A 26,551-nucleotide genomic window follows, 5' to 3' on the forward strand; every position below is an offset into this window, starting at 1 on the left:
AAAATTGCCTACTATGGCAGAGAAAGATACCTCTGAGTTCCTCTTGTATTTTAAGAAGAATAAAAAGAGGCTTGATAAGATGGATACAATTGTACACGAGTTGCATAATCGTTTTTCGTCAGAGATTGATTGTCTACAATGTGCAAACTGTTGCCGTTCGCTAGGTCCTGCTATTTACGATAAAGATATTGATCGTATGGCAAAGGCTCTTCGAATGAAGCCTTCGGATGTTGTCGCTAATTATTTAAAGATCGATGAGGATGGAGATTATGTATTTCAGTCTATGCCCTGTCCTTTTCTTATGCCTGATAATTACTGCTCAATTTACGAAGCTCGTCCCAAAGCATGCAGGGAATACCCTCATACCGATAGAAAGAAATTTAGTCAAATATATAAATTAACTGTCAGAAATACACAAACTTGTCCTATTGCCTATGAGGTTTTAAAAGAACTTGTGAAAAATTAGACCATCTGACTTTGTTTGCGTGATATAGATTCATAACTTTACCAGTTTAATCATACCTAGTTATTGGAACCGAAAAAAATGTATAACATAAATAAAACTAGTAAGATAGCTTTTTTGTTATTTTTGCTTACTGTTACTAATATTGCTGTCTTGTTGGGGCAGGAGCTACGAGACCATACAGAACCTCGAGAGTATAAAAAATATAAGTGTAAAGGCTTGTTTGCTCCGGACTCTACAGCTCAGTCGCGCTTTAATCAAAAAGCCGATCAGGTTTTGAGTTCTGTTTTTAGGCCTGATCCTGAATTTGTTGCAGATAGTTTGATTAAGGCGTTTGATGATTCTCCTTCATTTGGAATCTATAAAGATAATTATGTTGTTATCGGTACTGAATTGTTTCGTAACCCCGATCGTTATAATTCGGATGCGAAATTTCAGATAAGCGTTTCTCAACGTTTGACTAATAGTATACTGCCCTTCCGAACGTATTTGTTTTTAACATATACTCAATTGGCATTTTGGGATGTATTTCAAGAGTCGTTTCCTTTCAGAGATATAAATTTCAATCCGACTATCGGTTTAGCTAAGCCTTTGGTATATAAAAACAGATACCTAGGAGAAATTGCTTTCCAGATGGAACATGAATCAAATGGAAAGGATGGCGACGCTTCACGCAGCTGGAATAAGGTTAGTTTTTCAGGGCAGTTCAAAATTAATCCTCACTGGTCTTATTTTACTAAGGTCTGGATACCTATTGTTGATGGAGAAAATAATCGGAATATTGTAAGATATAGGGGATGGGCGACTTCCGCATTAAGTTATAATCAGAAACAAAAATTTAATGCAAGTTTAGTTGTAAACAAGCGTGGAGGGGCTGTCTTAAATGCCAATGTTACAGTTAATTTTGCATATAGACTGTTTCACGATGAAAATCAGTATTTGTTTTTTGAATACTACGATGGTTATGGAGAAGGCTTACTGGATTTTGATCAATACCATCAGCGTTTTCGTCTGGGATTCGTAATTAAGCCCAACTTCAGATTTATATACTAGGGTTAAATTTTTTTCAGAGGTAGTAATCCTCAAATCGATATATTGTACAGCTATTAAAACTCAGTTTTAATAGCTGTATTTTTTTTCATAAATGAGGTGTAGTGCTCATGGGAAATTTCTATAAGCCATCAATAGAAGGAATGGTAGTCTTGAACTTTCTTTATAAGTCTTTTGTTATAAAAAGAAATGCTACTTTTTAGAAGGGGTTTTAGAAGATTTGTTTTTTTTGTCTTTATTTTAGAATGCTTTCTTTAACTTTTTTTATAGTAATGTCGATTCTATTGTGTCAGTGTGGGAGTTGTATTTAGTGTTATTTTTGTGTGAAAATACGTCTGGAAATAATAGACTCAAATTTACAATAACCCCTTGCTTTTTCTGGTTGGTCAGACTTAGAAACTATTATACAATAGGACGGAAAAATAGAAATAAAAATAACATTAACAACAATATTAAGAGTGACAAAGATGATTTTAGGTAAACGATTCTTTTATATAATAGCTGTAATGCTATTATGTTCCTCCCCTTTGTATTCACAAGTGGGAATAAATACAATAACTCCTCATGCTAGTTCAGCTTTAGACGTACAGAGCCCCGGTAATAATCAAGGAGTATTATTACCACGAATGACTACGATTCAAAAGAATGCAATAGTTAATCCGGCTGTGGGTTTATTGGTATATGATACCGACCGCAAATGTATCTCTCAGAACGCAGGTACTTCGGCTAGTCCGCTCTGGGTCTGTTTGATGGCTCTGGATACTCATACAAAAACTTTTTATATGCCATCAGTTGCTGTAGACGCTTCTGTTGTTGCAACCAATCAAACTTTGGATTTGTATGACGAATATAAAAAACAATTTGGAACTCCTACTGCCGTAAGTACGGGAGCTCCGGCAGGTCTGCCGTATTTTCCATCTCCCACAGATTTGTATTATTATGTTACACAATACGACACATCTGTCTTGAATATTACGAGTATAAATGCTAGTGGAGTTATGACTTACGATGTCATACAGGCTGCAGCTTATGATTCGTTTATGAACGTAGTATTCGCCGTTAAATAATTGAAATTAGTAACAAATGAAACTCAAATATTTTATATATACTTTCTTACTTTTAGGTAGCATTAATGTTTCTGCTCAGCGCGAAGCCAGCAACTGGTTCTTTGGCTATACTGGCGGTCTTACATGGAATACAACTAGAAGTCTTACTGGGACTCCCGTTGGAGGAACTACCGGGGGAAGTGTAGTTCTAAGTGAATTACCTACAGTAATACCATCACAAATATCTACTGTTGAAGGCTGTTTTTCATTATCTACAGATCAGGGATTATTACTTTTTTATTCCGATGGAGAACGTATCTGGGATAGATCTAACACCATTATGCCTAATGGAAGTGGGCTTCAAGGGGATATTTCTTCTGCCCAGTCGGGTATTATATTGCCTTATCCGGGACAAAATAAAAGATATATTAATGTATCCATAGGTGCGGGTGCCGCATCGCATCCTCCGTATTATTCTGTGATAGATATGACTTTGCCCGGAAACGGCACGATTGCTAATCCATTAGGGGATGTTATTCCTGCTCAAAAAAATATTCAATTTACGGGAGCTTCAGGTACAACTGGCGAAAGTGTCACTTCGATACTTCATGCCAATGGTACCGACTATTGGATAGTTGCTCCCGGAAGAGGCAGTACGGTATACTTTAATGCTTGGTTGGTAAGTAGCTCCGGTCCTCAACCCGCTTCTCCGGTTGTAACTTCAATGCCGGGATTTTCTATCACACCGGGTAATTCATGTGGTTACATTAAGTTTAGTGCAGACGGTAAACATTTTGCCTGGGCAGATGATGATCAGTATGTCGTATTTGGCGACTTTAACGCTGCAACAGGACAATTTAGCAATCTTAAATATATTGATTATGCAACAGATGGAGAGGATGAACCTTATGGTATCGAATTTTCACCATCAATGCAATATTTATATGTTGGAGGACGCCAAAAACTTTTTGTTTATGAACTTGATGTTATATTGAATTGGCCGGGCACTAATGCTGGTGCTGCACCTGTACGACAATTTAACTTTGGAGTTGAGGTTAATGGTCTACAACTAGCTCTGGACGGACGGATCTATGTTACTGCTTTTCAAAACTCTTTTCTTTATGTAATAACAAACCCTAATACGCCTGCCGATCTTAAAATATACCAGCTTCCGAATAGTTTTTTGCTTCCGGGTTCTTCGGCAATCGGTTTGCCTTCGTTTGCTGCATCTTGGTTTAGGTATGAGCCCGAAGTGGCAGCATTTAGTTGCGCAGGGCATCCGGCATCAATATCGATTCAGATAGATGATACTGCGGGATTGACTGCTACGCTCGATTGGGATTTTGGCGATGGAAATACTGTAATTGGGCAATCGGTTACAAATGGTGTTACCGAATATAACCAAATGCATACTTATGCAAATGGAGGAGCTTATACAGTAGTTATAACTCCTCGTCGGGCAAATGGGACTGCATTGGAAACAATAACAGTAGTTGCTGATATTGTGGAATGTTCAGTGAAAACTAATCGAATGATCCGAACTAATTTGTTGAATTCGGATACGAAGTCCTTAAGATAATTATTCTAAAGAGTTTATTGATATGACTGCTTTATATAAGAAAATATTAAATATATTCGTTTTACTCATTATGAGTATGACATGTTACTCTCAGGTTGGAATTTATAACGAGAATCCGGATCCAAGTGCGGTTTTAGATATAACATCAACCGATAAAGGCTTCTTAATGCCTAGTTTAACAACTTCTCAGAAGTTGGCAATCAGTAGTCCGGCACAAAGTCTTTTAGTCTATGATTCTGATTTGAATTGTATCTCACAGAATGTGGGAACAGAAGCAAGTCCGTTATGGACGTGTTTGACAGAATTTGGTCACTATTTCTTTTATATGCCATCTATAAATATTCCTACAACATCAGTAGGGGTAACTACCAATCTTGATTTATTCCAGATTTATAAAGATCAGTATGCATCGCCGGGATATGCAAGTACTGGTGCACCGGCTATAATTCCTCATTATACGTCGCCCTCCAGTTTGTACTACTATGTGACATACCATGATCCCAATATAATTCGTATAAATAGTATAAATCCAAGTGGAGTTATGAATTATACTGTTCTCAGTAAGGCCAATTATGATAGTTATATGAATGTCGTTTTTGTAACTAAATAGAACTTTATTCTGTAAATAAAGTATTTCCTGCCTTTAGATTGTATCTATGAGGCAGTTTTTTTTGTTTAATCATGTCGATAAAGGATGTATCTTTGTTCAAAAGCTTCTAGATATGATCCCTTTTCTCTATAATGTGGCACAGGTTTATTACAAACAGTATGGACAAGAAGTAAGTAACTTTACATTTGTGTTCCCCAATCGTCGTGCAGGATTATTTTTTCAGAAATACCTTTCGGAGATTGCCCGTAAACCGATATTTTCGCCCGAAATATTAACCATTGCCGACTTATTCAGCCGTTTAAGTGGATTAAATACAGCTGATCGTATAGAACAGCTATTTATGCTGTATAATATTTATAAGAAGGTAAGTGGTTCACTAGAAACTTTTGATGAATTTCTTTTCTGGGGAGAGATGTTGCTCAATGATTTCGATGACGTAGATAAATACCTTGTCGATGCACAACAATTGTTTTCAAACATACAGGATTTAAAGGAGATTGATGCCGGATTTAGTTATCTCACCGAAGAGCAGATTATTGCTATCCGTCGTTTTTGGTCAAGCTTTATTCCGATAGGGGAGAGCGATCGTAAAAAAGAATTTCTGGAGATGTGGCAGGTCTTATTTGCATTATATGCATCGCTACGAGACGAGTTGCGGGCAAATGGATTGGCATATGAAGGAATGATTTTTCGGGAAGTTGCAGAAAAAGCTAAGGCCAAAGAAGAAATTATACTTCCTTTTGATCGGATTATATTTGTCGGATTAAACGGGCATAGCAAGTCTGAAGAAGAACTGTTGAAATATTTACAGGGTAGGGGAATTGCTGATTTCTATTGGGATTACTCTTCCTCACTCGTTAAAGACCCTGATAATAAAGCCTCTTTTTTTATTGATAAGAATAGAATGCTTTTTCCTTCCCAATTGATGTTAGAACCGGAGGTTTTGGAAATGGAAAAGCCCGTTTTAGAAGTTATCGGTATTCCCTCGGTTGTTGGTCAGGCAAAATATATACATACAATTTTAAAGAAGCTCATCGATGAGGAGCAAATAATGTCTCCAGATAAAGCTCTGAAGACAGCGCTCGTATTGCCTGACGAAAATTTGCTGCTTCCTACCTTGTACTCCATTCCCGAAGAAATAGACAAGATTAATGTTACTATGGGGTATGGTCTTGTAAATTCGTCTATTGCCGGATTGATGGATCATATATTCGAACTGCAACGAAATATACGGGTTGTTGCAGGCAATCCCGGATATTATTACCGTTTTGTATTATCCATTCTTAATCATCGTTATATAACAAGAGTTGCAGGAGATGAGGTAAAGTCTCTGCGTAGTGATATCATAAAGTATAATAAGATACTAGTATCTGTTGAGGAACTTAGTATTCACCCCTTGCTAAGTCTTATTTTTAAGCCTTTGGAACATTGGAGTGATACGGCAACTTACCTGAGGGATATATTGTCGTTGTTGGAGCGATCGCTGTCTTTATCCCGATTAGATAAAAACGATGATGATACCAGCACCCGATCTATAGATATGGAATGTGAGTTTGTCATAGAATATTATAAAACCATCAATAAGATGGAGGATGCTTTGAAAAATGTGGATGCAGAGATGTCTGTGGATACTTATTTCAAGCTACTGAAAAAACTGATTGTAGGTATAACAGTTCCGTTTAGTGGCGAACCTTTATCTGGATTACAGGTAATGGGTGTACTCGAAACACGTGCTTTGGATTTTGATAACCTGATTATGTTGTCGATGAATGAAGGTATCTTCCCAATGAAAAAGGGAGCTAATTCGTTTATACCTTATAACCTTCGTAAAGGCTTTGGATTACCTACCTATGAACATCAGGATAGTATTTTTGCATACCATTTCTATCGCCTGATTAATCGTGCTAAGCGAATTTACCTTCTCTATGATACTCGAACCGAAGGTTTGCAAGGAGGTGAAGTAAGCCGCTATTTTTATCAACTCAAACATTTATATTCTAAGATGTTTGATATACGTGAACGTTTGGCGGTTTATGAAGTTTCGTCAAACGAAAGTGTATCTATCTCTATACCCAAAACTCCTCAGATAATTGGTAAGCTAAGTGCATTCCTTACAGGAGAGCGAAGCCTGTCGGCAAGTGCTATAAATATGTATTTAGACTGTCCTTTGCAATTCTACTTTTCGGTAGTGGAACGTATGCAGGAGGAGGACGAGATTGCCGAGACAATCGAAGCCAGCACATTTGGAAGTATATTTCACTCGGTAGTAGAATGGTTGTATCAGCCCTTTCAAGGTAAATTGGTAACCGCCGACTTATTGCATAAAATATCTAAAGATGATAAGCTTCTTTCTGAAACTATTGAGAGATCATTCTCCGAAAATTACTTTAAATCGGGCAAGCTCAAAAAACTTACAGGTCAAAATTTCTTGACAGGAGAGGTTATTAAACGATATGTGAAGAAGGTTTTGGCTACAGACGCAAAACTGACTCCTTTTATTTATGTAGAGTCCGAGAAGAGGATCATGGTAAATTATGCCTTGCCGTCAGGTAGAACAGTTTCACTGAAAGGCTTTATTGACCGGATAGATGAGGTGGGAGGTCATACTCGTATCATTGATTATAAAACAGGAAAAGGTGTACTTACTTTTAAGGATATGGATCATCTTTTTGATAAGGATGCAAAAGATCGTCCAAAAGCAGTAATGCAAGTGTTTATGTATGCCCATCTGTATATGCTCGAATATCCCAATGTGATATTAGAACCCGGAATATATTATCTGCGTAATCTATTTGATTCAAGTTTTAGTCCGGCAGTAGAGCATAGACCTACACGAATAGACAAAAATATTGTCACAGATTTTTCTGAGTTAAGAGACGATTTCAAAGAACATTTTGATTCATGTTTAGAAGAAATATTTTCTATAGATACTCAATTTACTCAAACTACAATAGGAAAGCCTTGTGAATGGTGTAATTTTACCAATATTTGTAAAAAATAGAGTTCGTTTAAATAAAAATGATGCAAATATTTTGGAATTAGAAAAAAGTGCATATCTTTGCAACGCTTTTGAGGAAAAGTCCTCTGTTTAGAAGCACTGGAGAGATGGCAGAGTGGTCGATTGCGGCGGTCTTGAAAACCGTTGTACTGCGAGGTACCGGGGGTTCGAATCCCTCTCTCTCCGCCAAAAGGCTAGATAAATAAGCCCAAAAAGAAAAGTTCCACAAATCACTGATTTGTGGAACTTTTCTTTTGTATTCATTTAATATAGAAGTCCCCCCCAAAAAAAAATAACATAGCTGAGTAGCCTATTGTCAGAAATTGGTTTATAGCTGTCCATCATATAATTTTTATTCTTTTTTCAATTGATACCATTCTTTAAATTGGGATATACACCTATTCCTTTTTAATGATACTTTCAGAATGTCAAGAACAGGTTACTACATGCTATTGGTTTTCCAAATGCAGCTAATCACATTAGTTCACCTGTTAAGTTATAAACTTGGCTATTGAACCTATATATTACATTATATATCTTTATCTGAAATACTGCATACAGAACTGCCTACCTTTCCCATATCAAAACCTGCATCAAGACGTTTAGAGGTACATTATTTATGTTGTTGAAACGCCATCATATTTTTTAACAACACTGTTAAACTGTCCTCAATCCAGTCTTCTAAACTTTCTTGTATGTTTGGTTACATATATAAATAGAGTCATTATGCAATTGTTTAACCTATTCTTATATAATTTATACCAGCAATATCTTCCTTCGAGAATACATTTCGTCCATCAATAAGTAATGGGTCTGTTGCCATGGAGCGTTTAATAGCTTCCCAACTAGCCAAACGAAATTCCTTCCATTCTGTAACATGAAATATTGTATTTGCATCTATCACGGCATCATACATATTATTTGCATATTTTACTTTATTACCCATTATTCGCTTACATTCGGGCATGGCAATGGGATCATAAACGGTTATAGAGCATCCCACATCAAGTAAACTTTTCATTAAATTAATTGAAGGTGCCTCTCTCATGTCATCAGTTTCTGGTTTAAAAGACAATCCCCAAATTGCAACTTTTTTATCCTTAACTTTTCCGCCGAAATGATTTTGGAATTTTTTAAATAAGATGTTCTTTTGTTGTTCATTAACAGCCTCTACGGCATTAAGGATTTGCATTTCAGAATCATTCAAATGTCCTATCTTTATCAAAGCCTTTACATCTTTCGGAAAGCACGATCCTCCATAACCACAGCCAGAGTAGAGAAATTTACTTCCAATACGATTATCACTTCCCATACCTTTTCGAACCATACTCACATTCGCTCCTACCAGCTCGCATAAGTTTGCAATTTCATTCATAAAACTTATCCTTGTGGCCAACATCGAATTAGCTGCATATTTGGTCATTTCAGCAGATGCTATATCCATGAAGATAACTCGGAATGTATTCAGATGCATTGATTTGTATAGACGAGTTAAGATTTTTTTAGCCCTTTCCGACTCTATACCGATAACAACTCTATCAGGCTTCATAAAATCGTCAATGGCGTTTCCTTCTTTTAAGAACTCTGGATTACTGGCAACATCAAATTCAATACTTAAGTTACGCTTGTCCAATTGTTCTTGAATGGTATTCTTTATCTTTATTGAAGTTCCTACCGGTACTGTGCTTTTTGTTACTACAACCAGATAGTTTTTCATATTGGCACCAATTGCCTGGGCAACATTTATTACATATTTAAGATCAGCACTTCCGTCTTCATCCGGAGGGGTTCCTACGGCAATAAAAATTATATCGATATGATCCATAACAGAAGCCAGGTCAGTGGAAAAATTTAGTCTCTTGGCTTCTACATTACGCTTAATCATGGCTTCTAGACCGGGTTCATAAATCGGAATGTTTCCAAGTTTTAGATTCTTTATTTTATTCTCATCAATATCAATACATGTTACATTTGCTCCGATTTCAGCAAAACAGGTTCCTGTTACTAAACCGACGTAGCCACTTCCAACGATTGCGATATTCATACGTTTTTAAATATATAATGTTATACAATAAAGTAATTTAGCTTTAGTTCGAAAAAAGGGGATTATTCTTGTAAGAATTATAAGTTTGTGATTTTATCGACCTAAGATTGATATTCCCAATATACAATCGTTTCACCAATAATAGATCTGAAAATTTCAAGATCGAATAATGATAACGGATTTAATTATATTCATGTTTTTATGTAATTAGATAATAGTTACCATAAGATAGAACAATTTATGCAATAAATTGTTTATTTGTATGTTACTATTAAAATGACCTTTAATTTATACTGCATTAGTATAGCATTGTATTAACTTTCCCACAACTCATAATTTACAAATATACACTATATGAAAAAGAAGATTTTGGTTACAGGCGGAGCCGGATTCATAGGTTCGCATTTATGCAAGAAACTACTGGAATTGAATAATGAAGTAATCTGCATGGATAATTTTTTTACAGGCACAAAAGATAATATAGCTCAGTTGTTTGATAACCCTTCTTTTGAAGTGATGAGGCACGATGTGGTTCTACCTTACTCACTCGAAGCTGATGAAATATACAACTTGGCTTGTCCTGCATCACCTACACATTATCAGTTTGATGGTGTTCAAACTATTAAAACTTCAGTGATGGGAGCTATTAATGCACTGGATATGGCTCGCCGGACAAGGGCTAAAGTATTACAGACTTCGACTAGTGAAGTATATGGTGACCCTGCTGTGCACCCTCAAGTTGAAAGTTATTGGGGGAATGTAAATCCTATTGGTATTCGTTCATGCTATGATGAGGGGAAACGCTGTGCCGAAACATTATTTATGGATTATCATCGGATGAATAATGTGAGAATAAAGTTAATACGTATTTTTAATACCTATGGTCCTAATATGGATCCAGAAGATGGGCGCGTAGTATCTAACTTTATAATCCAATCTCTCAAAGGTGAGGATATCACAATATATGGAGATGGTTCCCAAACTCGTAGTTTTCAGTATATTGATGATCTGATTGATGCCATGGTGAAAATGATGGCAACCAACGATTCGTTTACAGGACCTGTTAATATAGGTAATCCAAATGAAATGTCAATGGTTGATTTGGCAAATTTGATTATTGAACTTACAAACTCAAAATCTAAAATCGTATTCAGTGATCTTCCCCTTGACGATCCAAGAAAACGTAAACCGGATATTTCATTGGCTAAGCAAGTCCTTAATTGGGAACCGAAAGTTCCTGTTCGGGAAGGGCTTCTTGCAACCATTGAATATTTTAAGAAAATAATCTAATGCATATTGCTTAGTTTTATGTAATATATAGCAAATACCTACTTTATTTATATAAAGTAGGTATTTGTCAGTAACAGATCGTTTTATAACTTTAATTTTTTAGGCTGAAGTTTTGGTATAAGAATATAAAATGTCGAACCAATACCTTTAATGGAATTGAAACCGAGATGACCTTTGTTTTTAGTAATTAATTCCTTCACGAGTAGAAGACCTAAGCCCGATCCTTCTTCTTTAGCAGTGCCATAGCTGGTATAATGAGTTTTTGGATTTAATAGTTTTTGGATTTCCTCTTCATTCATTCCACATCCAAAATCCTGGATTGCTATTCTGAAATAATCTTTCTCCTCACTAAGCGATACTACGACCTTCGAGTTTTCATAGCTGAACTTAAAAGCATTACTCATTAGATTACGTATACAACTCTTTGTCATCTCTATATCTACGTTAACCATAGCCATAGGTATAGTATTAAACTCTACTTGAATGTTTTTTACAATCGCCACTTTCCTGAATAATTCAACTCCCCCTTTTGTAATGTCAACCAAGTCTATTTCCTGAAATATTGGAGTCATGCTCCCCGATTGATTTTTTGCCCATTTCAGTAAGTTGTCTAACAGCATGAAGAGTTCTTCTGTTATAAAGTTTGCTTCGCGAATCATTCTGTATAAAGTATCCTCTACTATATTGTCAACCGTGTTTTCGGTCAATAAGTTCATTATCATTTTTATAGTGCCAACCGGCGATCGGAGATCGTGTGCAATTACCGAATACATTCTATCTCTGGCAATAACCGTATTGTAGAGTTCTCTGTTTTTTTCTATAATAATACTTTTAGCTACCAGCATCGATAATTGATGGTTTATTCTGGCCATTAATACATCGAAGTTAAATGGTTTTGCCACGTAATCATCTCCACCAACTTTAAAAGATTCTATTATATCATTAGAATCTGTAGATGTTGTTAAAAAAATTATAGGTATCCTTTTTTTATTAGGATTTTTACGGATGTAACTACATATTTCGAATCCGGATATATCAGGCATTGAAATCTCTGAAATAACCAAATCCGGACGCTCTTTGCGATATATTTTGATAGCTTCTTTTCCACTTTGTGATTTAAGAACTGTAAACTTTTGATCTATTAAAACCTGCTCAAGCTCCAGAAGTTGTTCTTCAGACTCATCAACTATCAATATCTTGTATTTTGAATTAATTACTTTCATAATTGGTTATTTTTTGCGTTTTGATTTTTCCCAAGCCCCACTTTTCTTTTTGATTAAATAGGAAACTCCTTTAAACATACTGATGTTCATAAATATAAAATAATAGGGTATAAACAGGATTTTATTCTTTATTTTTCGTTTAGATAAAAGGTATCCCCAAAATCCCAGTATATAAAATAAGGCTTGAAGTAATAATAACAGTAAATATAGGTCTTGATGACTGCCTTCAGTCATTAGAACAATAAGAAGGTTTAATGGAAATAAAAGCACCAACGCAATTGGTGTTATAGTCCAACGAAGTACACGATGTGAAACATACTGAAAAGTCAAGATTCCGTAACGGAAGATATTGAGTAATTTACGAAGCCTCCATGTTGACTGTAAGCCTCCGGCGGCAATTCGTACTTTACGCTTTTCTTCCTCCTTCATATCAGCTGACCCCGATTCAGTTGCATATGCTTCGGGGCAATACGCTATTTTGTATCCCTCAGCTGCAATTTCCATCGAAAGCATAAAGTCATCAAGCAGAGCATCGCTGGGTTGTGGCTTGAAAAGAGAAGTGCGGATGGCATAAAGTTCGCCTGCTGCTCCTATGGTCGAGTATAGCCTCGAATCGAGAGCTTTCAATTTAGATTCGTAACGCCAGTAAAAGCCCTCGCCGCTTGAGGAAGCTGTATCTTGGGTTTCTACCGCAATACACTTTTCTCCTGCTACGCAACCTACTTTAGGATTATCAAATTTCTTTGCTATTTCTTTGATTGCCTGCTTGTTTAATAGCGTATTTGCATCCGTATAAACAGATATTGGCGATTTAACGAAAGGCATAGTCCGGTTTATAGCTTTTGTTTTTCCCCCTCGTTCGTCGATATGATATATGTCTATATTCGAATATTCTTTTAATCGTTCCACAGTTCTATCCGTACTACCATCGGTAACCCACACAATATGTAACTTGCCTTGTGGGTAATCGAGTTCGAGGTTATTATTCATTTTCATGTCGATGATGTCCTCCTCATTGTAGGCTGCTATAACAAGTGTAGCTTCGGGGTAGTTGTAAGTCTCTTTTGTTTCGTTATTATATGGAAATATCAGTTCCTTTATTTTCACGAGTGCCCACAGTAAAATACCATATCCCAGATAAGTGTAGAATATAAGGAAGGCTAAAATCCAAAACACATCGATTAGTATCATATATTAATCTTTTTTTTAGAAAGTTTAGGTCTGAGGTTTTATTGTTTGTTCAAGTATAGTATTAGATTCATTAGAGCATATTTGAATCTTCGTTGGTATACTTTGTTTCTTTCGTAAAATAATTCGACAGGTTTTTAGTTGCTTTGCTGATACGTTTAGCCAAACTGCTGAGGAGTGATCCGTCGGTATTTAAAGTTCCGCTAGATGTCATTATCCTTGCTTTGGGGTTTAAGATCAGTTTTACTTTACCCGATTTCTTCATTGCCAGTAATAACGATCCGTCTTCACCTCGGCGAATATCAGTTCTGAATCCAATTTGTTTAGCCAAAGAAGTATCGAATGCAAACACCATTCCTCGTACCGATAATTCGGGTCTTTTAAAGGTTTGAATCCGGAGGTGTATATCACGTATAAACTCATATATTGTAAGTTTAAATTTCGTGTTTTTCTTATTGGGAATAAAACTCCACAACGCGAATACAGCAACCATAGACGGGTTACTAAGCTCGGATATCATGGTTCGGATATATTCCTTAGGGTATATCGAATCTGCATCTATGCATATATAGTATTTTCCTTTAGCATGATCCAAGCCGCATTGACGGGCATATCCCGGTCCCGGTTTATCTTCGTAGAAATAATTTACTCCTACTGATTTGTAAACCTCCTTTGTATTATCTGTTGAGCAATTATCAATACCTATAATTTCAATCGGATAATCATGAACGTTATCAACTAGTGACCAAATACAACTCAATAATCTGCTGCCCTCGTTATGGGCAATAATAACAACCGAAACTAGTGGAGCATTGCTTTGCAGTCGGGTTACCTTTTCTTTTATTTTTAGTACCAGATCAGGATCAATCTCTGAAAATGGTTTTTCAAAGACCTCTAAGTATTTTGAATACCAAGTCATAACATTAATTTTTAGAAGTTGTTAGCGACTCAAATAAGCTTTTCCATTGCTTGCCGATGGTTTCCATATCAAAACGTTTTGAACTGATACGGGCTTGTTTTCCCAAGTTTTTTCTCATTTCTTCATTTTCGATCAATAAGCAAATAGACGATGCCAGTGCTTTTATATCTCCTGTTTCGACTAATAAACCGTCCGTTTCGTGTTTGATAATGTCCTTTGGTCCACAGGGGCATGCAAACGACACAGGTGGAACTCCGCATGCCATAGCTTCGACGATAACCATACCAAAGCCTTCGAAACGAGAGCTTAGCACGAATATAGAGCTTTCGACATACTTATCTGTTATAGTTGTAACCGGTTCTTCTAAGAAGCAGCTTTTTTCGAGATTTAATTTCAGGATCTGATTCATCAGAGATTCTCTGTCGCCTTCGCCATAAATAGACAACGACCACTCGGGATGCTTTTCGTTCACCAATTTCCAGCTATCTATAAGCATATCGAACCCTTTTTGATAAGAGTAACGACCCACAGCGATCACTTTTTTATTCGTACAATCGGAAGTTGTATCGGGAAAAAAGGGTAGGGGGTTGTTTATCACCATCGTGTTTGACAGTTCGGGCCAATTGGCTTTTTCCTCCTCCGTCAACAGAACAAACCTGGAGAGCTTACTCAGATTGTCCAAAAATTGCTTGTCCCATTTTTTTTTCAGAAAGTTCTTTATCGGATTACCTCCTTTTACGAGGTTTGTATGGTATGAATAGCGAGTCACATGAAATTCGCCGATTTTCACACTACCATCGTTAATAGTATTCAGAAAATTAAGCTCCCTGCGTAATGTTGAAATAGTTATATCAGGTTTGTATTGCAGTAAAAATTGTTTGAATCTCTTTTTAAACAAATAATACTTAAATGGGTATTGGACCACCTTCAACAGATAAGATTGATGTTTCTCAGTCCTGTCAAAACAAACGGATAAGTCAACATGGTTTACTTTGGACGAAAGTTTGTAATAAGGTTCTTTTCCGTTCTGCTCGGAAGTCAGAATAGTAACCTCATAGCCCAGATTATCGGCAAAATAATTAGCTTTAAAGGTAATTATTCGCTCCAATCCTCCCGACATATATAACGATGGTAAATAATAGACTATTTTCATATAATGCTATTTTTAAGTAGCGTTAAATATTTAATGAAATATTTAATCAACATAACTGTCTTTAGTTATTATGATTACCAGATCAATAAAAAGGTTTGAGACCATTATTTAATGGTACAGATTATCTGATTATTATATTCTATATCACCACTGTCATCTATCTTATTTCCGGCAAAGGCCTCATTTACATATTTCGATTTTATTTTCACTTTTTTTGTTGCTTTCATCCTAAACCATTCGTACTCAATGTCTACATGCCCGGCATCTATTGCCTGATAACCAGCTTTAAAAAGATCGTACGCCAGCACCGTAGCCGTTGGTCCAAGAGCAATAAGAAATAGTGTGTCAGACTTCTGTTTCATAGCTTCCGACACAATCTCATCGTATTTATCAAAGGCATTGGTTGGCGGACAAAGAATTCGTTTTATAGACTTTGCGTTTGCAAATAAATCGTTCCCGACACCTAATCTACTTTTTTCACCTTCAATGAAAACGATGTCCCGATCGTTCCATATTTTTTTTAATAAATCGAACCAAAGACCACACTCATCTTTCGATTTAAAATCCATGTAGGGTCTTGTAATAAAGGTATTGTAATACGATTGGGGTTTTAGGTATTTATCCCATAGGTTACCATAGAGGCAAAAGTGAGTTCGCCAAAATCGGGTTGCACTGCGGGTGTAACGATTTAGGTCAGTAAAGGTATCGGATATACAAACCAAATGCTTATCGTTTTGACTTGTTATAACTTCAATCAACTTTTTAGACAGTCGTGCATCAGCTTTCTGAAAACGGATGGGATAACCTGCTAAAACTAACATTTCTCCATCTCCAAAACGGCTTGCAGAACATTTCTCAGACTCAATTTTCTCAAGAGTCTCGACAATGGATATTACATTGGGAATAACCCTTTGTTTGGGGTGAAAATAATATAGAAAATTATACAACTCCATAGTGAAATTGTATTGTATTTTATGTTTTAGTTGTGCAAATAGTTCTTTCATACTGATTTTATGTTTAAGGGATTACATGATATATGGCATTCACTACTTTTTGAATTTGTACTTCCCAGCTCAAAAAATGTACAGATTGCCTGATCTCGGAAGGTTTTTTTTTCACCATTCTGTAAAATTCAATCAGGCTATCTATATCTATAGGGCTTTCGTCCATCGAAGCTTTAAATACATAGGGCATTGCCTCAAAATCATCATCTATTTCAGAATATATAAAAGGAATCCCCCGTGCTGCATACTCTCTGTTTTTTAGAGCTTTAAGGTGTGTTATATTACTTCTGTGACGGGCTAAGCTAGCTATTCCTATATCCGAATTGTCGAAAAGCTTGTCGAGCTGTTCACCAAACTGCGATCCGTGAAACCTTACATATTGGCCTAAACTGTTGTTTTCGACCATTTTTTTCAGATCTTCAATATAGGCTGCAACCCCGTAACCAACTATGTCGTAATATACTTTATAATCTCTCTCTGTTTTGTAATAGTTGGCAAGTCCGGCAATTAGTCGGTCGAAACCATGCCAGGGGTGTATCTCGGCTACACTAATCAGATGTAATTCATGGCTTGTATCATTCACATCGCTTTTCATACGTATTGCATTGAAATCAATTCCGTTGGAAATGTTTATAGTCTGAGTGCCGAATATTTTTTTATGATCCGAAAAAGTTACTATTGCATATAAATGCTTTGCTAACTGCTTACGAAAATACTGATCTATCATTAACTGAAATTTCATAGTCCGGGTAGCTCCTCTATATTCCTGATCATAAGGGTATGTTGGAATTTCAAGTACGACCTTTACCTTTTTTTTCTTTAAGTGTTTGACAGCCGAAATAAGGAAAGGGTTGGCATTATGATACGATCGTATATAAACAAATTCAACTGCATTTTTTTCGATATACTCCAAAATGGCAGAATAGTCAGTCCACTTTTTGAACTTGCCTTTCAACGAATGATCAAAACTTTCTATTACATCGTTATCTATCATTCTCCGTTGATTTCCTGCGCTGTCTATATCAATATAACACAGTTGCATGTTTACACCGCATTGCTTAAATCCATCGACCTGATAACGTATTTTTTTACTGATACCATTGTATGACTCCATTCCGTGAAATATAAGAAATAGTCCTTTCATTACTTTTTCTTTAATAATTTTATTGAACTCACTATATTCAGCTCTTTAGTCAAATGTATGTATAGCACAAATGCACTAGTATAAATAATTGCTTTTATGATGAGGCTTACTAACAAATGTAAATGGGGTATGAGATGATTGATAGCCAGTGAACATCCTATCAACAATGCCGTAAGTGCAATAGGTGATAAAAACTGTTTCCAAAACTGAGTCATACTTACTTTAAATACTACATGATACATGAGGGTATAGCATTGAACAAAATTGATGAGGAACGATATACAAATGCACATGGCGAGAATATTGAGGCTATTAAAGGCAAAAATACCTATCAGAATAGCCGCTACATTGAGTATGGCAGAAAGTAAACCGCTTATAAACAATACCTTTGTAGCATTAGCCGCTTGGAAAACAGGTCCAGAGCTAGATAATATAATTTGTATTCCTACCGACAGAGTTAAAATCTGAAAAGTAGGTACCGAAGGTTCCCATTGATTCCCGAAAACCAGCAACATAATTTCTTCAGCAGAAAACCAAAGGAAGGCAGAAAGAGGAAATCCTATAAAAGCCAGTAAACGAATTATTTTCAGATACGATCGTTCCAGTTGAGACAGGTTGTTTTGAAAGTCAGAAAGTATAGGGTGCATTACAGGGGTTAGAACGGCTGTAATATTTTGTAAAGGAAGCATCATCAATCGGTACGACTTATCATAGTACCCAAGAAGTGCCAGATTCATAAATTTTCCTATTAACAATTTATCAAGATTCCGACTAAAGTAATTGATTACATTGAAGAAAAACTGATACAGTGAGAACGATGATATTTTTTTCATGGAATCTAATCCCAAAGTAAATAGAGGTTTTAGAGGAAAACGGTGGTAGCTGAACAAGAATATGAATATGCTCGAAAATATCGGATTGATTAATAAAGCATATATTCCTGCTCCCATAAAGGCAGCAAATACAGCTACCGTTCCACCAACCAACTGTACAATTATGCTTCGTATGGCAATAAACCTAAATTCTTTGTTCTTAAACATCAATCCGTTGGGTACGATATTTACCGCCGCAAAAAGAAGATTTACAGATAATAGCTGACAGACCGATATCAGTTTAGTATTATTATAATAACCGGCAATGAGCCACGAAGAGCAAAAGAATATAATAGATATAGCCAACCCTACCCATATCGTGAAAGAGAAAATCTTATCCAAATCTTCTTTCAATAAATTTTTGGTCTGAATAATTGCGGGAGCAATACCCAACTCGCTGAATATGCCGAAAAATGTAATCAATACGGTGGCAACAGCTACAATACCAAACTCTTTTGGCGAGATTAGTCGCGCCAGTATACCTGAAATAGCCAGAGATATAAATATCCCCAGATATTGCGATACTGCCGTATACGACACTCCCGAGAAAAGTTGTTTAGCTACGTTGTTCATCCAAAGTATTATTTAATAAGAGATTTTACTTTTATAAGAAAAGGACATAGTAAGAGTAGTTTGTTTTTAGTTGTGATGTATTTCATCAATCCGTTATTTATGCAATAGTGTAGTTGCCCCAGTCTTTCGAGAAAAGAGAAAGCCGAAGCCCTGTAAATAGCAGGATTGAGAATATATGCACACAATTTGTCTATTATCGGTTTGTGCTTGCCGTTTTCCTTATCGACATATTTCATTAACTCCGATAGAACAACATAGTAGCAAGACATATTTTTTGTCGAAAATTTGTTCGATGTGATAGAGTTAGGTCTTATTCTCCGTCTGAAAAAAGGTATGGGGAGATATCCTACATTCTGTGCATTAATATGCAGAATGCCCGAATATAATTCGTCTTCATGAATAATTCCCGGAAAAAAACGCAAACCGATGATATCCAGATACTCACGCCGAACAAAACAAAGCCATACCGCAGATCGGTAGAGGTTGACATCCATTAGCAACGATAATACCTCGTCTCCCTTATAAATAGTTTCTTCTTTTAAGATATCTGATCGTGTATAGTAATCATTAACCGACTCGGTAAGATCTTCTTTAAATGCAGTTGCATCAAAGAAAACAAAATCGAGCTTATTCTTTTCGCACCTCTCATAACAAGTCCATAAAGCATCTTTTTCAAGTAAATCGTCACTATCCATGTAATATATGTACTGCCCTTTTGCTATCTTAAGTCCCATATTTCGAGCTTCGGAAGGACCTTCATTTTTTTTAGAAAATAGTTGAATCCGCTTGTCTAGGGCAGCTATCTGCGAAACAAGTTTGAGGCTGTAATCGGTCGAACCATCGTCGATGACAATGATCTCAAGATCTTTTAAAGTCTGTTCTAAAATAGACTCAATAGCTGCCGTTACGTATCTTTCGGTATTATATACCGGAATGATGACGCTTACTTTTGGCAAAGTCATTACTGTAGTTTCTTTACCCATTGCTTTTTTTCAAAATCGTACTCTTTAACTACTTGTGCCGGATTACCTACGACCACCGCATAGGATGGTATGTTGCGGGCAACAATACTGCCTGCACCTATAACCACGTGTTCTCCGATGGTTACTCCCGGCAATATCACTACATTCGCACCTATCCATACATTATTTCCTATAATTACAGGTTTAGTTGCAACCCCCTGATCTGATATTGGAGTATTTACGTCTGTAAAGTTGTGATTTAGACCCGATACCACTATGTTCTGTGCAAGATTCACTTTATCGCCTATTTGTACAGGACCTATAATTGTATTCGACATTCCGATACGAGTATAATCACCTATGGTAACGTCCCCTACAGCATTATTTAAAGTGCAATAATCTTCTATAACCGAATATCGTCCCAGTGAAAAATTATTGAACGGAACCAGATCTTTTCTGACGCTTCTGTATATAACCGACTTCTTCCCTCTTTTAAGATACAGGAACTGAAACAACCGTGTAGTCCAACGAGGTCGGGTTTTTACCGGATGCATTATTAGATTCAAGACCAGCCTCTTTAATTGGGGGCTGTTCTTAATTTTTTCTTTTAATGATATTTGTGCCATATACTGTAACGGTTAATGGGTATGTTCTGTTCGGTTAAAATTTTTATTTGCACCTTTTAGTCTGAAAAGATTCAAAACCATGAGAGTAAACAACCACGGCAACCTTACAATAGCTTTACAAAGTCGTTTGCTGATAAGATGGTCCGGTATTGCCACAAAAAAAGTCAACAACAAAAGAAACCATAGTCCCCACCATTTGAGAGAGACCGAAAAGGAAACCACTGTAGTTATTACTGCCAGCATACCAATACTTCCTAATAAGAGAATACGAGGCGGGATTATCCATTGAATTATCTTGTTATAATAATCGAAATTACGTTCACTCAAAGCCTTTGGTAAATCCTTCAAGGCCTTTGCAAGTATGGCATATTGTGCCGCAATCCATCGCTGGCGTTGGTTATAAAAAGTGTCCGAATTTTGAACTTTTTCGTCAAGAACGGTTACTTGGTCGAGGTATTCAATAAATATCTTCTGCTTCAGCAGCAATGCTTCAATTTCTTTATCTTCGCCCGAAGACGAAACTTCTTTGATGTTTTTAGCAAACCATGTATAATCGAAGGCCATACCCGAGCCGCTTAGTGCTGCCGAGAAACCTGCATTTACCTGACCTTTTCTGAATATTGAATTGTTTATTTCCTCACTGATTGCATCCAACAGAGCTATATCGGTATCCGTGTTTTTAGCGGTTCGATGTGCCTGAATTGCTTTTCTCCCCGAACTGTATACATCGTTTATCTTTTCTAGAAAATTAGTATCGACAATATTATCAGCATCGAAAATAACAACAATATCGTATGACGATGCGTCTAGAGAATCGATCGCAAAATTGAGTGCTTTGGCTTTGCTGCTTTTTTCGAATTTGACCTCCAATACTTTTGCCGATATTTCTTCTAGAGAAGCATTGGTTTCCATTTGCATGTGATCCGATATAACGATCACATCATACAAGTAGCGTGGATAATTTTGCTGTAAGAACGATTCTACGGAGTGCAGTATAACTCTGTCTTCTTTGTAAGCGGGAAACAATACTGCAAAACGGTGCTGTTTATCGGCTTTGCGGTAATGGTTCGCTCTCTTTTTCTTAGATAATAATGCAAAAGCAAACAGATATAAAATAACCAGCGTAAATAATATAAAGAGTAGATAATCTAATATAAAAAACACATAAGTTCCTATGTTCATCAGATAAATGTATTTAATAATATATGCTGGATTCATAATAGTTTATGTTTTTTATATAAGATGTAAGCTGTTCTTTAAATATCATTATTCGGTTTTATGAGACTTGCTTTTTTGTCACAAAAAAGCAGCTCCAACCCTTCAATGCAGCTTTAGCCAAATCAAATCTTCCGGTTATAAGTGACTTCACTATACTTTTTGGCAGAGCTATAGTCGTTTGATATGTAATAGCTAAATAACGATTAAATCCGCTAGAGTTACGCCATGCAAAAAGCAATCGGTTTCGGGTCATATAAAACATTTTAAGAGAACTATTGCTTCCTACACTCTTGCTCTCTTTATGATATACAGTACCACCAGGTACATACCACAGTTCATAACCTGCCTCTTTGATACGTTCGCACCAATCTAATTCTTCATAGTACAAAAAGTACATATCGGGCAGTATTCCTGCTTTTCCAATAACTTCTTTTCTGACCATTATGGCTGCACCGTGTAGAAACGCACTTCGTTTTGGTATTTCATATTGACCTTCGTCTTTTTCACCATAACCGATTATGTGATTGCGAAGTGTGATTTTAGAGAACGAGGCATATCCGGCAAACTGAATCTCGTCGGGGTAAAGAGCAAACTTTAATTTAGGAGTCACAGCTCCCACTTGCGGGTTACTATCCATAAAAGTAATAAGGTTGGACAACGAATTGTCAGTAACAAAAGTATCGTTATTCAGCAGAAACAGATATTTACCTTTTGCCTCGGCGATACCTATGTTATTGCCCCCTGCAAATCCTAAATTTTTTTCGCTGCGAATACATTTTACCCACGGATAAATCTGCCGGATACGCTCTGCATCGTTTACCTTAGAAGCATTATCCACAACTATAACTTCGAAAGAAAATGTAAGATGCTCCTTCAATGAGTCAATCATCTCACAAGTATCATCGAAGCCATTGTAATTGACGGAAATGATTGATAACAAAGGATCGGCTATGCCTGGGTTGTTGCTATACATTTTTGTTCTGCTATTTCTTTATCAAATTTTGGTCCCATAAAAATGAAGGCTTGTGCAAAAAATATAATGATTCCGTTGGGAAACTGCGCTATAACTTCGTTGCTGGTTGATGAGACCATTATCCCGAAAATGCCTGCAAGCAAACCGCCCAATATATATTTGAGTTGCTCGTCTTTGATTTTGAAAAACACAATGTATGCCCCTCGCATTTGTAGATAAATAAATATCAGAAAGTATAATCCTAAGCCTACAACTCCCGTTTCGACCCACAGAACAACTGCCCACGAGTCAGAGGCAATGGTGGTGGAATATTCTCCGGGCGCACTTTTTGCCGCTTTACCACCTGCCAGCCCGATACCGACCCCAAACGGTTTGTTTACTAAATAAGCTCCTAGTTTTGCTTGATTATCTTTTCTTAGTGTATATGAATTATCGTGTTCCGAATTAAATGCACTTCTCATACGACGTATTTGGGAGTTGCCCTGACCGATTGTCGTAAAATTGAAAAATATAAATGCTATTGCAACCATCACAGTTCCTGCTATGATAACTTTCACATTTCGCGAAAAGATGATATAAAATATAAACCCCATAAAAGGAATAATCATGGCACTGCGTGTTCCCGAAAGCATCATACCATAACCTGTAGCCAGACCGACAGTGATGTAATATATTTTCCACTTCCATTTTTTGCTATGTATTCCAATAATAGTAAATGCCACCATAGACATTCCCATGCCTGATCCGAAATTGGCTGCATCGGTAAAAAACGAAAAATACCTTATCCCCGATGATAATATATGGGTGCTTGCTTTTCCTTCTACATAGAGCCACCGCATTTCACCTGAATCAAAACCAACATTTTTTTGATACATTGCCTTTAAAAACGCTAATATGGAAAATATAGACCAGAGAAATATCACCTTTTCTAAGTCTTTATACTTGTTGAAGATAATGGGTACCAAAAATGATATAAACAAGGCATACATTGCCATAAACCTGATGTATGTTGTCCATGCAGAAACTGATGCGTGAGGATTGAAAAGTTCCAATGTGCAATATATCAGCCATATAAGTGATGCAAGCATAAACTCATTACGTCCGTTTTTCCAACAAACTTTGTTTCCTATGGAATAGATAATCAGGGAGATAAATGTATAAATAAGCAAAGCATCAGCAATTAAGCCAATGGATGGTATGGCTACATAACGGGTAACTCCCATGATGAAGTAGCTGGCTACAAACATCAACATCAATGGTTGGTAGGGGTTGGCTACTAGGCGGTAAGAAATAAATAGTGCTAAAGGTACTAACGAAAATACGATACCCCCAAGTGCTCCCAGGGTGATGAATAAATATACCATTATTATTAAAAAAATAGCTAATAGTATATACACTCCTTTCGTATATATAGGAGTAAATTCAAATATGATTTTTTCGTTATCTTTCAGCATTTTATGTTATTTTTTCTTTGGAAGTCAAACCAAGATGCAAAAAGCGGTATCCCATCTTTCGAAGTTTCGGATATGGAGGAAGTAGGCCTGTAAATCCTTCTACGACGGAAAGCCGGGCATTATTCAATCCGATTACTATTTGTTTATTGACAAGGCGATCTGTCAGGTTACTTAGCGTTACCCGGTCTGTTTCTTTCCAAGTACGATCTGCTCTTGTAATGAGTAAATTTAGATTTGCTTCATCTGCCAAATTACTCGATATGGGTTGATTTTTGAGAGGTGCATATTCTACCAAAATAATATCTTCATTCTCTATATTAATAAGCTCTTTCAGGCTTTTTCCTAAAATAAGTTCACGGCTTTTTGTTTTAAAATCAATCTTCCAATCAACTTGTTTTACTGTTAATCCTTGTGATCTCCAGTATTCTGACAAATAATGGGATAACTCCGATTTTCCTTCTTGTGGCTCTATACTCAGTAGGTTTATTATTTGAGGCGAACCTTCTTCGAAATAATAACTAATTGTGCTACCAAGTTGTTGAGCGGCAATTTTCTTTTGCTGTTCCTCATATTCTTTGTATTTCAGGCATGTATTTGCCGGAAATGCTCCTATAACTTTAAGTCCTGTAATCTTTTCAGTGCGAAGTTTGTCTCTAAGCGTTTGATCCAAAGACTCAACTATAATGAAGAAAAACAAAACGAAGAATAATGAGCCAAAGTATGCTGCAGCAATTGTAGCCTTTCTTTTAGTGGGCATGGCCGACAGCGGAAAAATGGGTGGAGTGACAACCTTTATGGTTGCTCCCATCATTTCCATATTTTTTTGTCTGAGCATAGCATCGTGTAGACCGTTTAAGATAGACAAGTAAGATGCTTCTGTGAAATTTATTTCCCGTTCTTTACGCTTAAGAACTGCTCCTATTGGCGAATAATATGAGTATTGACTATCGAGATTTTTTCTCCAGCTATCGAGTACATTTCTTTCGGCAGTATATCCCTCTAATTTCAGTAATTCGGCAAGCCATTCTTGAACAATCTCTTCATTCGGATAACCGTCTTTTGAATATTTTTCGTTGTAGTATAAATTAACAAAGCCTTTAAAATCATTCTCTGCATTTTCCAGCTTTTTAGAATAGTTTGCTATAATACCGTCTTTTTCCTTAACTGAATCTTTAGATAAAGATTCTGCTTCTGTTTTTAAAAATGTGAGGTCCGATATTTTCTGAAGTTTGTTTAAAAACTCGTTATTTGTTTTAAGTATCTTAGCATTGTCGCCAACCTGTTTCTCCAGGCTCTCAACAAGTGCTTTTGATGCATAGAATTTTAGATTATTATCTTCATACTGAAGAGTAAAATCTCTATCCATTGCTGCTATTTGCTTAGTTTGTTCACCGTAGTTTATTATTTTATTCTTAATGTTGTATTCGGTCAATTCATCTTCCGATTTTTGGAGGTTACCTCCTTGTTTCTTTAATTCCTCGTTGAAGAACCTAATTACATCGCTTGATCCAGCAAATCTCAGGGAATTATATTGATCAACAAATATTTCGTTTAATATTTTTAAAGTATTATAGGCAATCCCGGGATCATCTGCCGAATAATTAATTTTTAGAATCTCGCTGAATCCGATTCTCTTAGCGGTTATTTTACTCAATGCTGCATAGCTATAATGCCTGTGTTGCCAGTTAAATAAGCCATAAACATAATTGTCGGGATCTTTTTGGCTGTATTCTGTAAGATTTTTTATCGTTTGATCTACAGATGATTTGTCGATAAGTTTCTTCACATCTTCAGGAGTATTCATTTCTAGTTCGCGAAATGTTGAAGCTTTTATATATGTATTATCTTCATCGGGATTACCATATATCATATTCATAGCAAACAACTTAATAGATACCCTTTGTAATGTACTGGCAGAAGTAATGATTGTAATCATATTTTCCATCTTTGCATTCTGTACACTTGACATAGAAGATTCGGGATCATTAACGATCGTATTTTCTCCTGAAATAACACCTGTATAAATGGACGTTTCGACTGAATATTGTAATGTTTGATGTCGTGTAGACCAGGCAATAAGAATAGTTATAGCTATCGGCAGGCATAGTAGCCAATAGCGAAGATGATAAATAAACCGTGCTGTGTAAAATAAAGGATTCATT

21 protein-coding genes and 1 tRNA gene are annotated in these 26,551 nt (G+C 36.3%); 8 read left to right on the forward strand and 14 right to left on the reverse strand.

The features are described 5' to 3' along the window. Nucleotides 1-13 precede the first annotated feature (13 nt). The 7 genes from G7051_RS10990 (at nt 14) to G7051_RS11020 (ending at nt 7,935) form a co-directional block, all read left to right on the forward strand. Nucleotides 14-466, forward strand: a complete 453-nt coding sequence (locus tag G7051_RS10990; RefSeq protein WP_166200271.1) for a YkgJ family cysteine cluster protein — start codon at nt 14-16, stop codon at nt 464-466. 78 nt (nt 467-544) lie between these two features. Continuing rightward, entirely contained in the window at nt 545-1,516 is a 972-nt protein-coding gene (locus G7051_RS10995) for a phospholipase A (protein ID WP_166200273.1), read from the forward strand. Nucleotides 1,517-1,980: 464 nt separating this feature from the next. Then, on the forward strand, nt 1,981-2,580 hold the full coding sequence (locus G7051_RS11000) for a hypothetical protein (protein WP_221412906.1): 600 nt from the start codon (nt 1,981-1,983) through the stop codon (nt 2,578-2,580). Nucleotides 2,581-2,596: 16 nt separating this feature from the next. Then, the gene (locus tag G7051_RS11005; RefSeq protein WP_166200275.1) at nt 2,597-4,138 is read left to right on the forward strand and encodes a PKD domain-containing protein; all 1,542 of its coding nucleotides are present in this window, start codon (nt 2,597-2,599) and stop codon (nt 4,136-4,138) included. Nucleotides 4,139-4,160: 22 nt separating this feature from the next. Next, complete coding sequence (locus tag G7051_RS11010) at nt 4,161-4,748, forward strand: hypothetical protein (RefSeq protein WP_166200277.1); 588 nt, start codon at nt 4,161-4,163, stop codon at nt 4,746-4,748. Nucleotides 4,749-4,860: 112 nt separating this feature from the next. Next, nucleotides 4,861-7,749, forward strand: a complete 2,889-nt coding sequence (locus G7051_RS11015; RefSeq protein WP_166202763.1) for a PD-(D/E)XK nuclease family protein — start codon at nt 4,861-4,863, stop codon at nt 7,747-7,749. A gap of 98 nt (nt 7,750-7,847) precedes the next feature. After that, nucleotides 7,848-7,935, forward strand: a tRNA-Ser gene (locus G7051_RS11020). Between the two features lie 547 nt (nt 7,936-8,482). Here the strand turns inward: G7051_RS11020 and G7051_RS11025 are convergent. After that, on the reverse strand, nt 8,483-9,790 hold the full coding sequence (locus G7051_RS11025; RefSeq protein ID WP_166200279.1) for a UDP-glucose/GDP-mannose dehydrogenase family protein: 1,308 nt from the start codon (nt 9,788-9,790) through the stop codon (nt 8,483-8,485). A gap of 354 nt (nt 9,791-10,144) precedes the next feature. Between G7051_RS11025 and G7051_RS11030 the strand changes: the two genes are divergently transcribed. Continuing rightward, complete coding sequence (locus G7051_RS11030) at nt 10,145-11,080, forward strand: UDP-glucuronic acid decarboxylase family protein (RefSeq protein WP_166200281.1); 936 nt, start codon at nt 10,145-10,147, stop codon at nt 11,078-11,080. Nucleotides 11,081-11,163: 83 nt separating this feature from the next. Here G7051_RS11030 and G7051_RS11035 read toward each other — a convergent pair whose 3' ends face one another. The 13 genes from G7051_RS11035 to G7051_RS11095 all read right to left on the reverse strand — a co-directional run bounded on the left by G7051_RS11035 (nt 11,164) and on the right by G7051_RS11095 (nt 26,550). Then, complete coding sequence (locus G7051_RS11035) at nt 11,164-12,303, reverse strand: hybrid sensor histidine kinase/response regulator (protein WP_166200283.1); 1,140 nt, start codon at nt 12,301-12,303, stop codon at nt 11,164-11,166. 6 nt (nt 12,304-12,309) lie between these two features. Further along, nucleotides 12,310-13,494, reverse strand: coding sequence for a glycosyltransferase family 2 protein (locus G7051_RS11040; protein ID WP_166200285.1), 1,185 nt, complete (start codon nt 13,492-13,494; stop codon nt 12,310-12,312). 70 nt (nt 13,495-13,564) lie between these two features. Beyond that, the gene (locus G7051_RS11045) at nt 13,565-14,410 is read right to left on the reverse strand and encodes a glycosyltransferase family 2 protein (RefSeq protein WP_166200287.1); all 846 of its coding nucleotides are present in this window, start codon (nt 14,408-14,410) and stop codon (nt 13,565-13,567) included. A gap of 4 nt (nt 14,411-14,414) precedes the next feature. Further along, entirely contained in the window at nt 14,415-15,563 is a 1,149-nt protein-coding gene (locus tag G7051_RS11050) for a glycosyltransferase family 4 protein (RefSeq protein WP_166200289.1), read from the reverse strand. A gap of 104 nt (nt 15,564-15,667) precedes the next feature. Beyond that, nucleotides 15,668-16,573, reverse strand: a complete 906-nt coding sequence (locus G7051_RS11055) for an SP_1767 family glycosyltransferase (protein WP_166202766.1) — start codon at nt 16,571-16,573, stop codon at nt 15,668-15,670. A gap of 7 nt (nt 16,574-16,580) precedes the next feature. After that, complete coding sequence (locus G7051_RS11060) at nt 16,581-17,711, reverse strand: glycosyltransferase (protein WP_166200291.1); 1,131 nt, start codon at nt 17,709-17,711, stop codon at nt 16,581-16,583. After that, nucleotides 17,711-19,156 (reverse strand): lipopolysaccharide biosynthesis protein, encoded by a 1,446-nt coding sequence (locus G7051_RS11065; protein WP_166200293.1) that lies wholly within the window; start codon nt 19,154-19,156, stop codon nt 17,711-17,713. The genes G7051_RS11060 and G7051_RS11065 overlap by 1 nt, the downstream gene beginning before the upstream one ends. Nucleotides 19,157-19,164: 8 nt before the next feature. Beyond that, nucleotides 19,165-20,139, reverse strand: coding sequence for a glycosyltransferase (locus tag G7051_RS11070; protein ID WP_166200295.1), 975 nt, complete (start codon nt 20,137-20,139; stop codon nt 19,165-19,167). Further along, the gene (locus tag G7051_RS11075; RefSeq protein WP_166200297.1) at nt 20,118-20,744 is read right to left on the reverse strand and encodes a DapH/DapD/GlmU-related protein; all 627 of its coding nucleotides are present in this window, start codon (nt 20,742-20,744) and stop codon (nt 20,118-20,120) included. Before G7051_RS11075 ends, G7051_RS11070 begins: the two co-directional genes overlap by 22 nt. Nucleotides 20,745-20,756: 12 nt before the next feature. After that, nucleotides 20,757-21,962 (reverse strand): glycosyltransferase family 2 protein, encoded by a 1,206-nt coding sequence (locus tag G7051_RS11080; protein ID WP_255493195.1) that lies wholly within the window; start codon nt 21,960-21,962, stop codon nt 20,757-20,759. Between the two features lie 58 nt (nt 21,963-22,020). Continuing rightward, on the reverse strand, nt 22,021-22,935 hold the full coding sequence (locus G7051_RS11085) for a glycosyltransferase family 2 protein (RefSeq protein WP_185154983.1): 915 nt from the start codon (nt 22,933-22,935) through the stop codon (nt 22,021-22,023). After that, nucleotides 22,911-24,389, reverse strand: coding sequence for an O-antigen ligase (locus G7051_RS11090; RefSeq protein WP_166200299.1), 1,479 nt, complete (start codon nt 24,387-24,389; stop codon nt 22,911-22,913). The genes G7051_RS11085 and G7051_RS11090 overlap by 25 nt, the downstream gene beginning before the upstream one ends. A gap of 1 nt (nt 24,390) precedes the next feature. Next, complete coding sequence (locus G7051_RS11095) at nt 24,391-26,550, reverse strand: exopolysaccharide biosynthesis protein (protein ID WP_166200301.1); 2,160 nt, start codon at nt 26,548-26,550, stop codon at nt 24,391-24,393. Nucleotide 26,551 lies beyond the last annotated feature (1 nt).

It is taken from the genome of Dysgonomonas sp. HDW5B (assembly GCF_011299335.1).
In the GTDB taxonomy this organism is placed as follows: domain Bacteria; phylum Bacteroidota; class Bacteroidia; order Bacteroidales; family Dysgonomonadaceae; genus Dysgonomonas_A.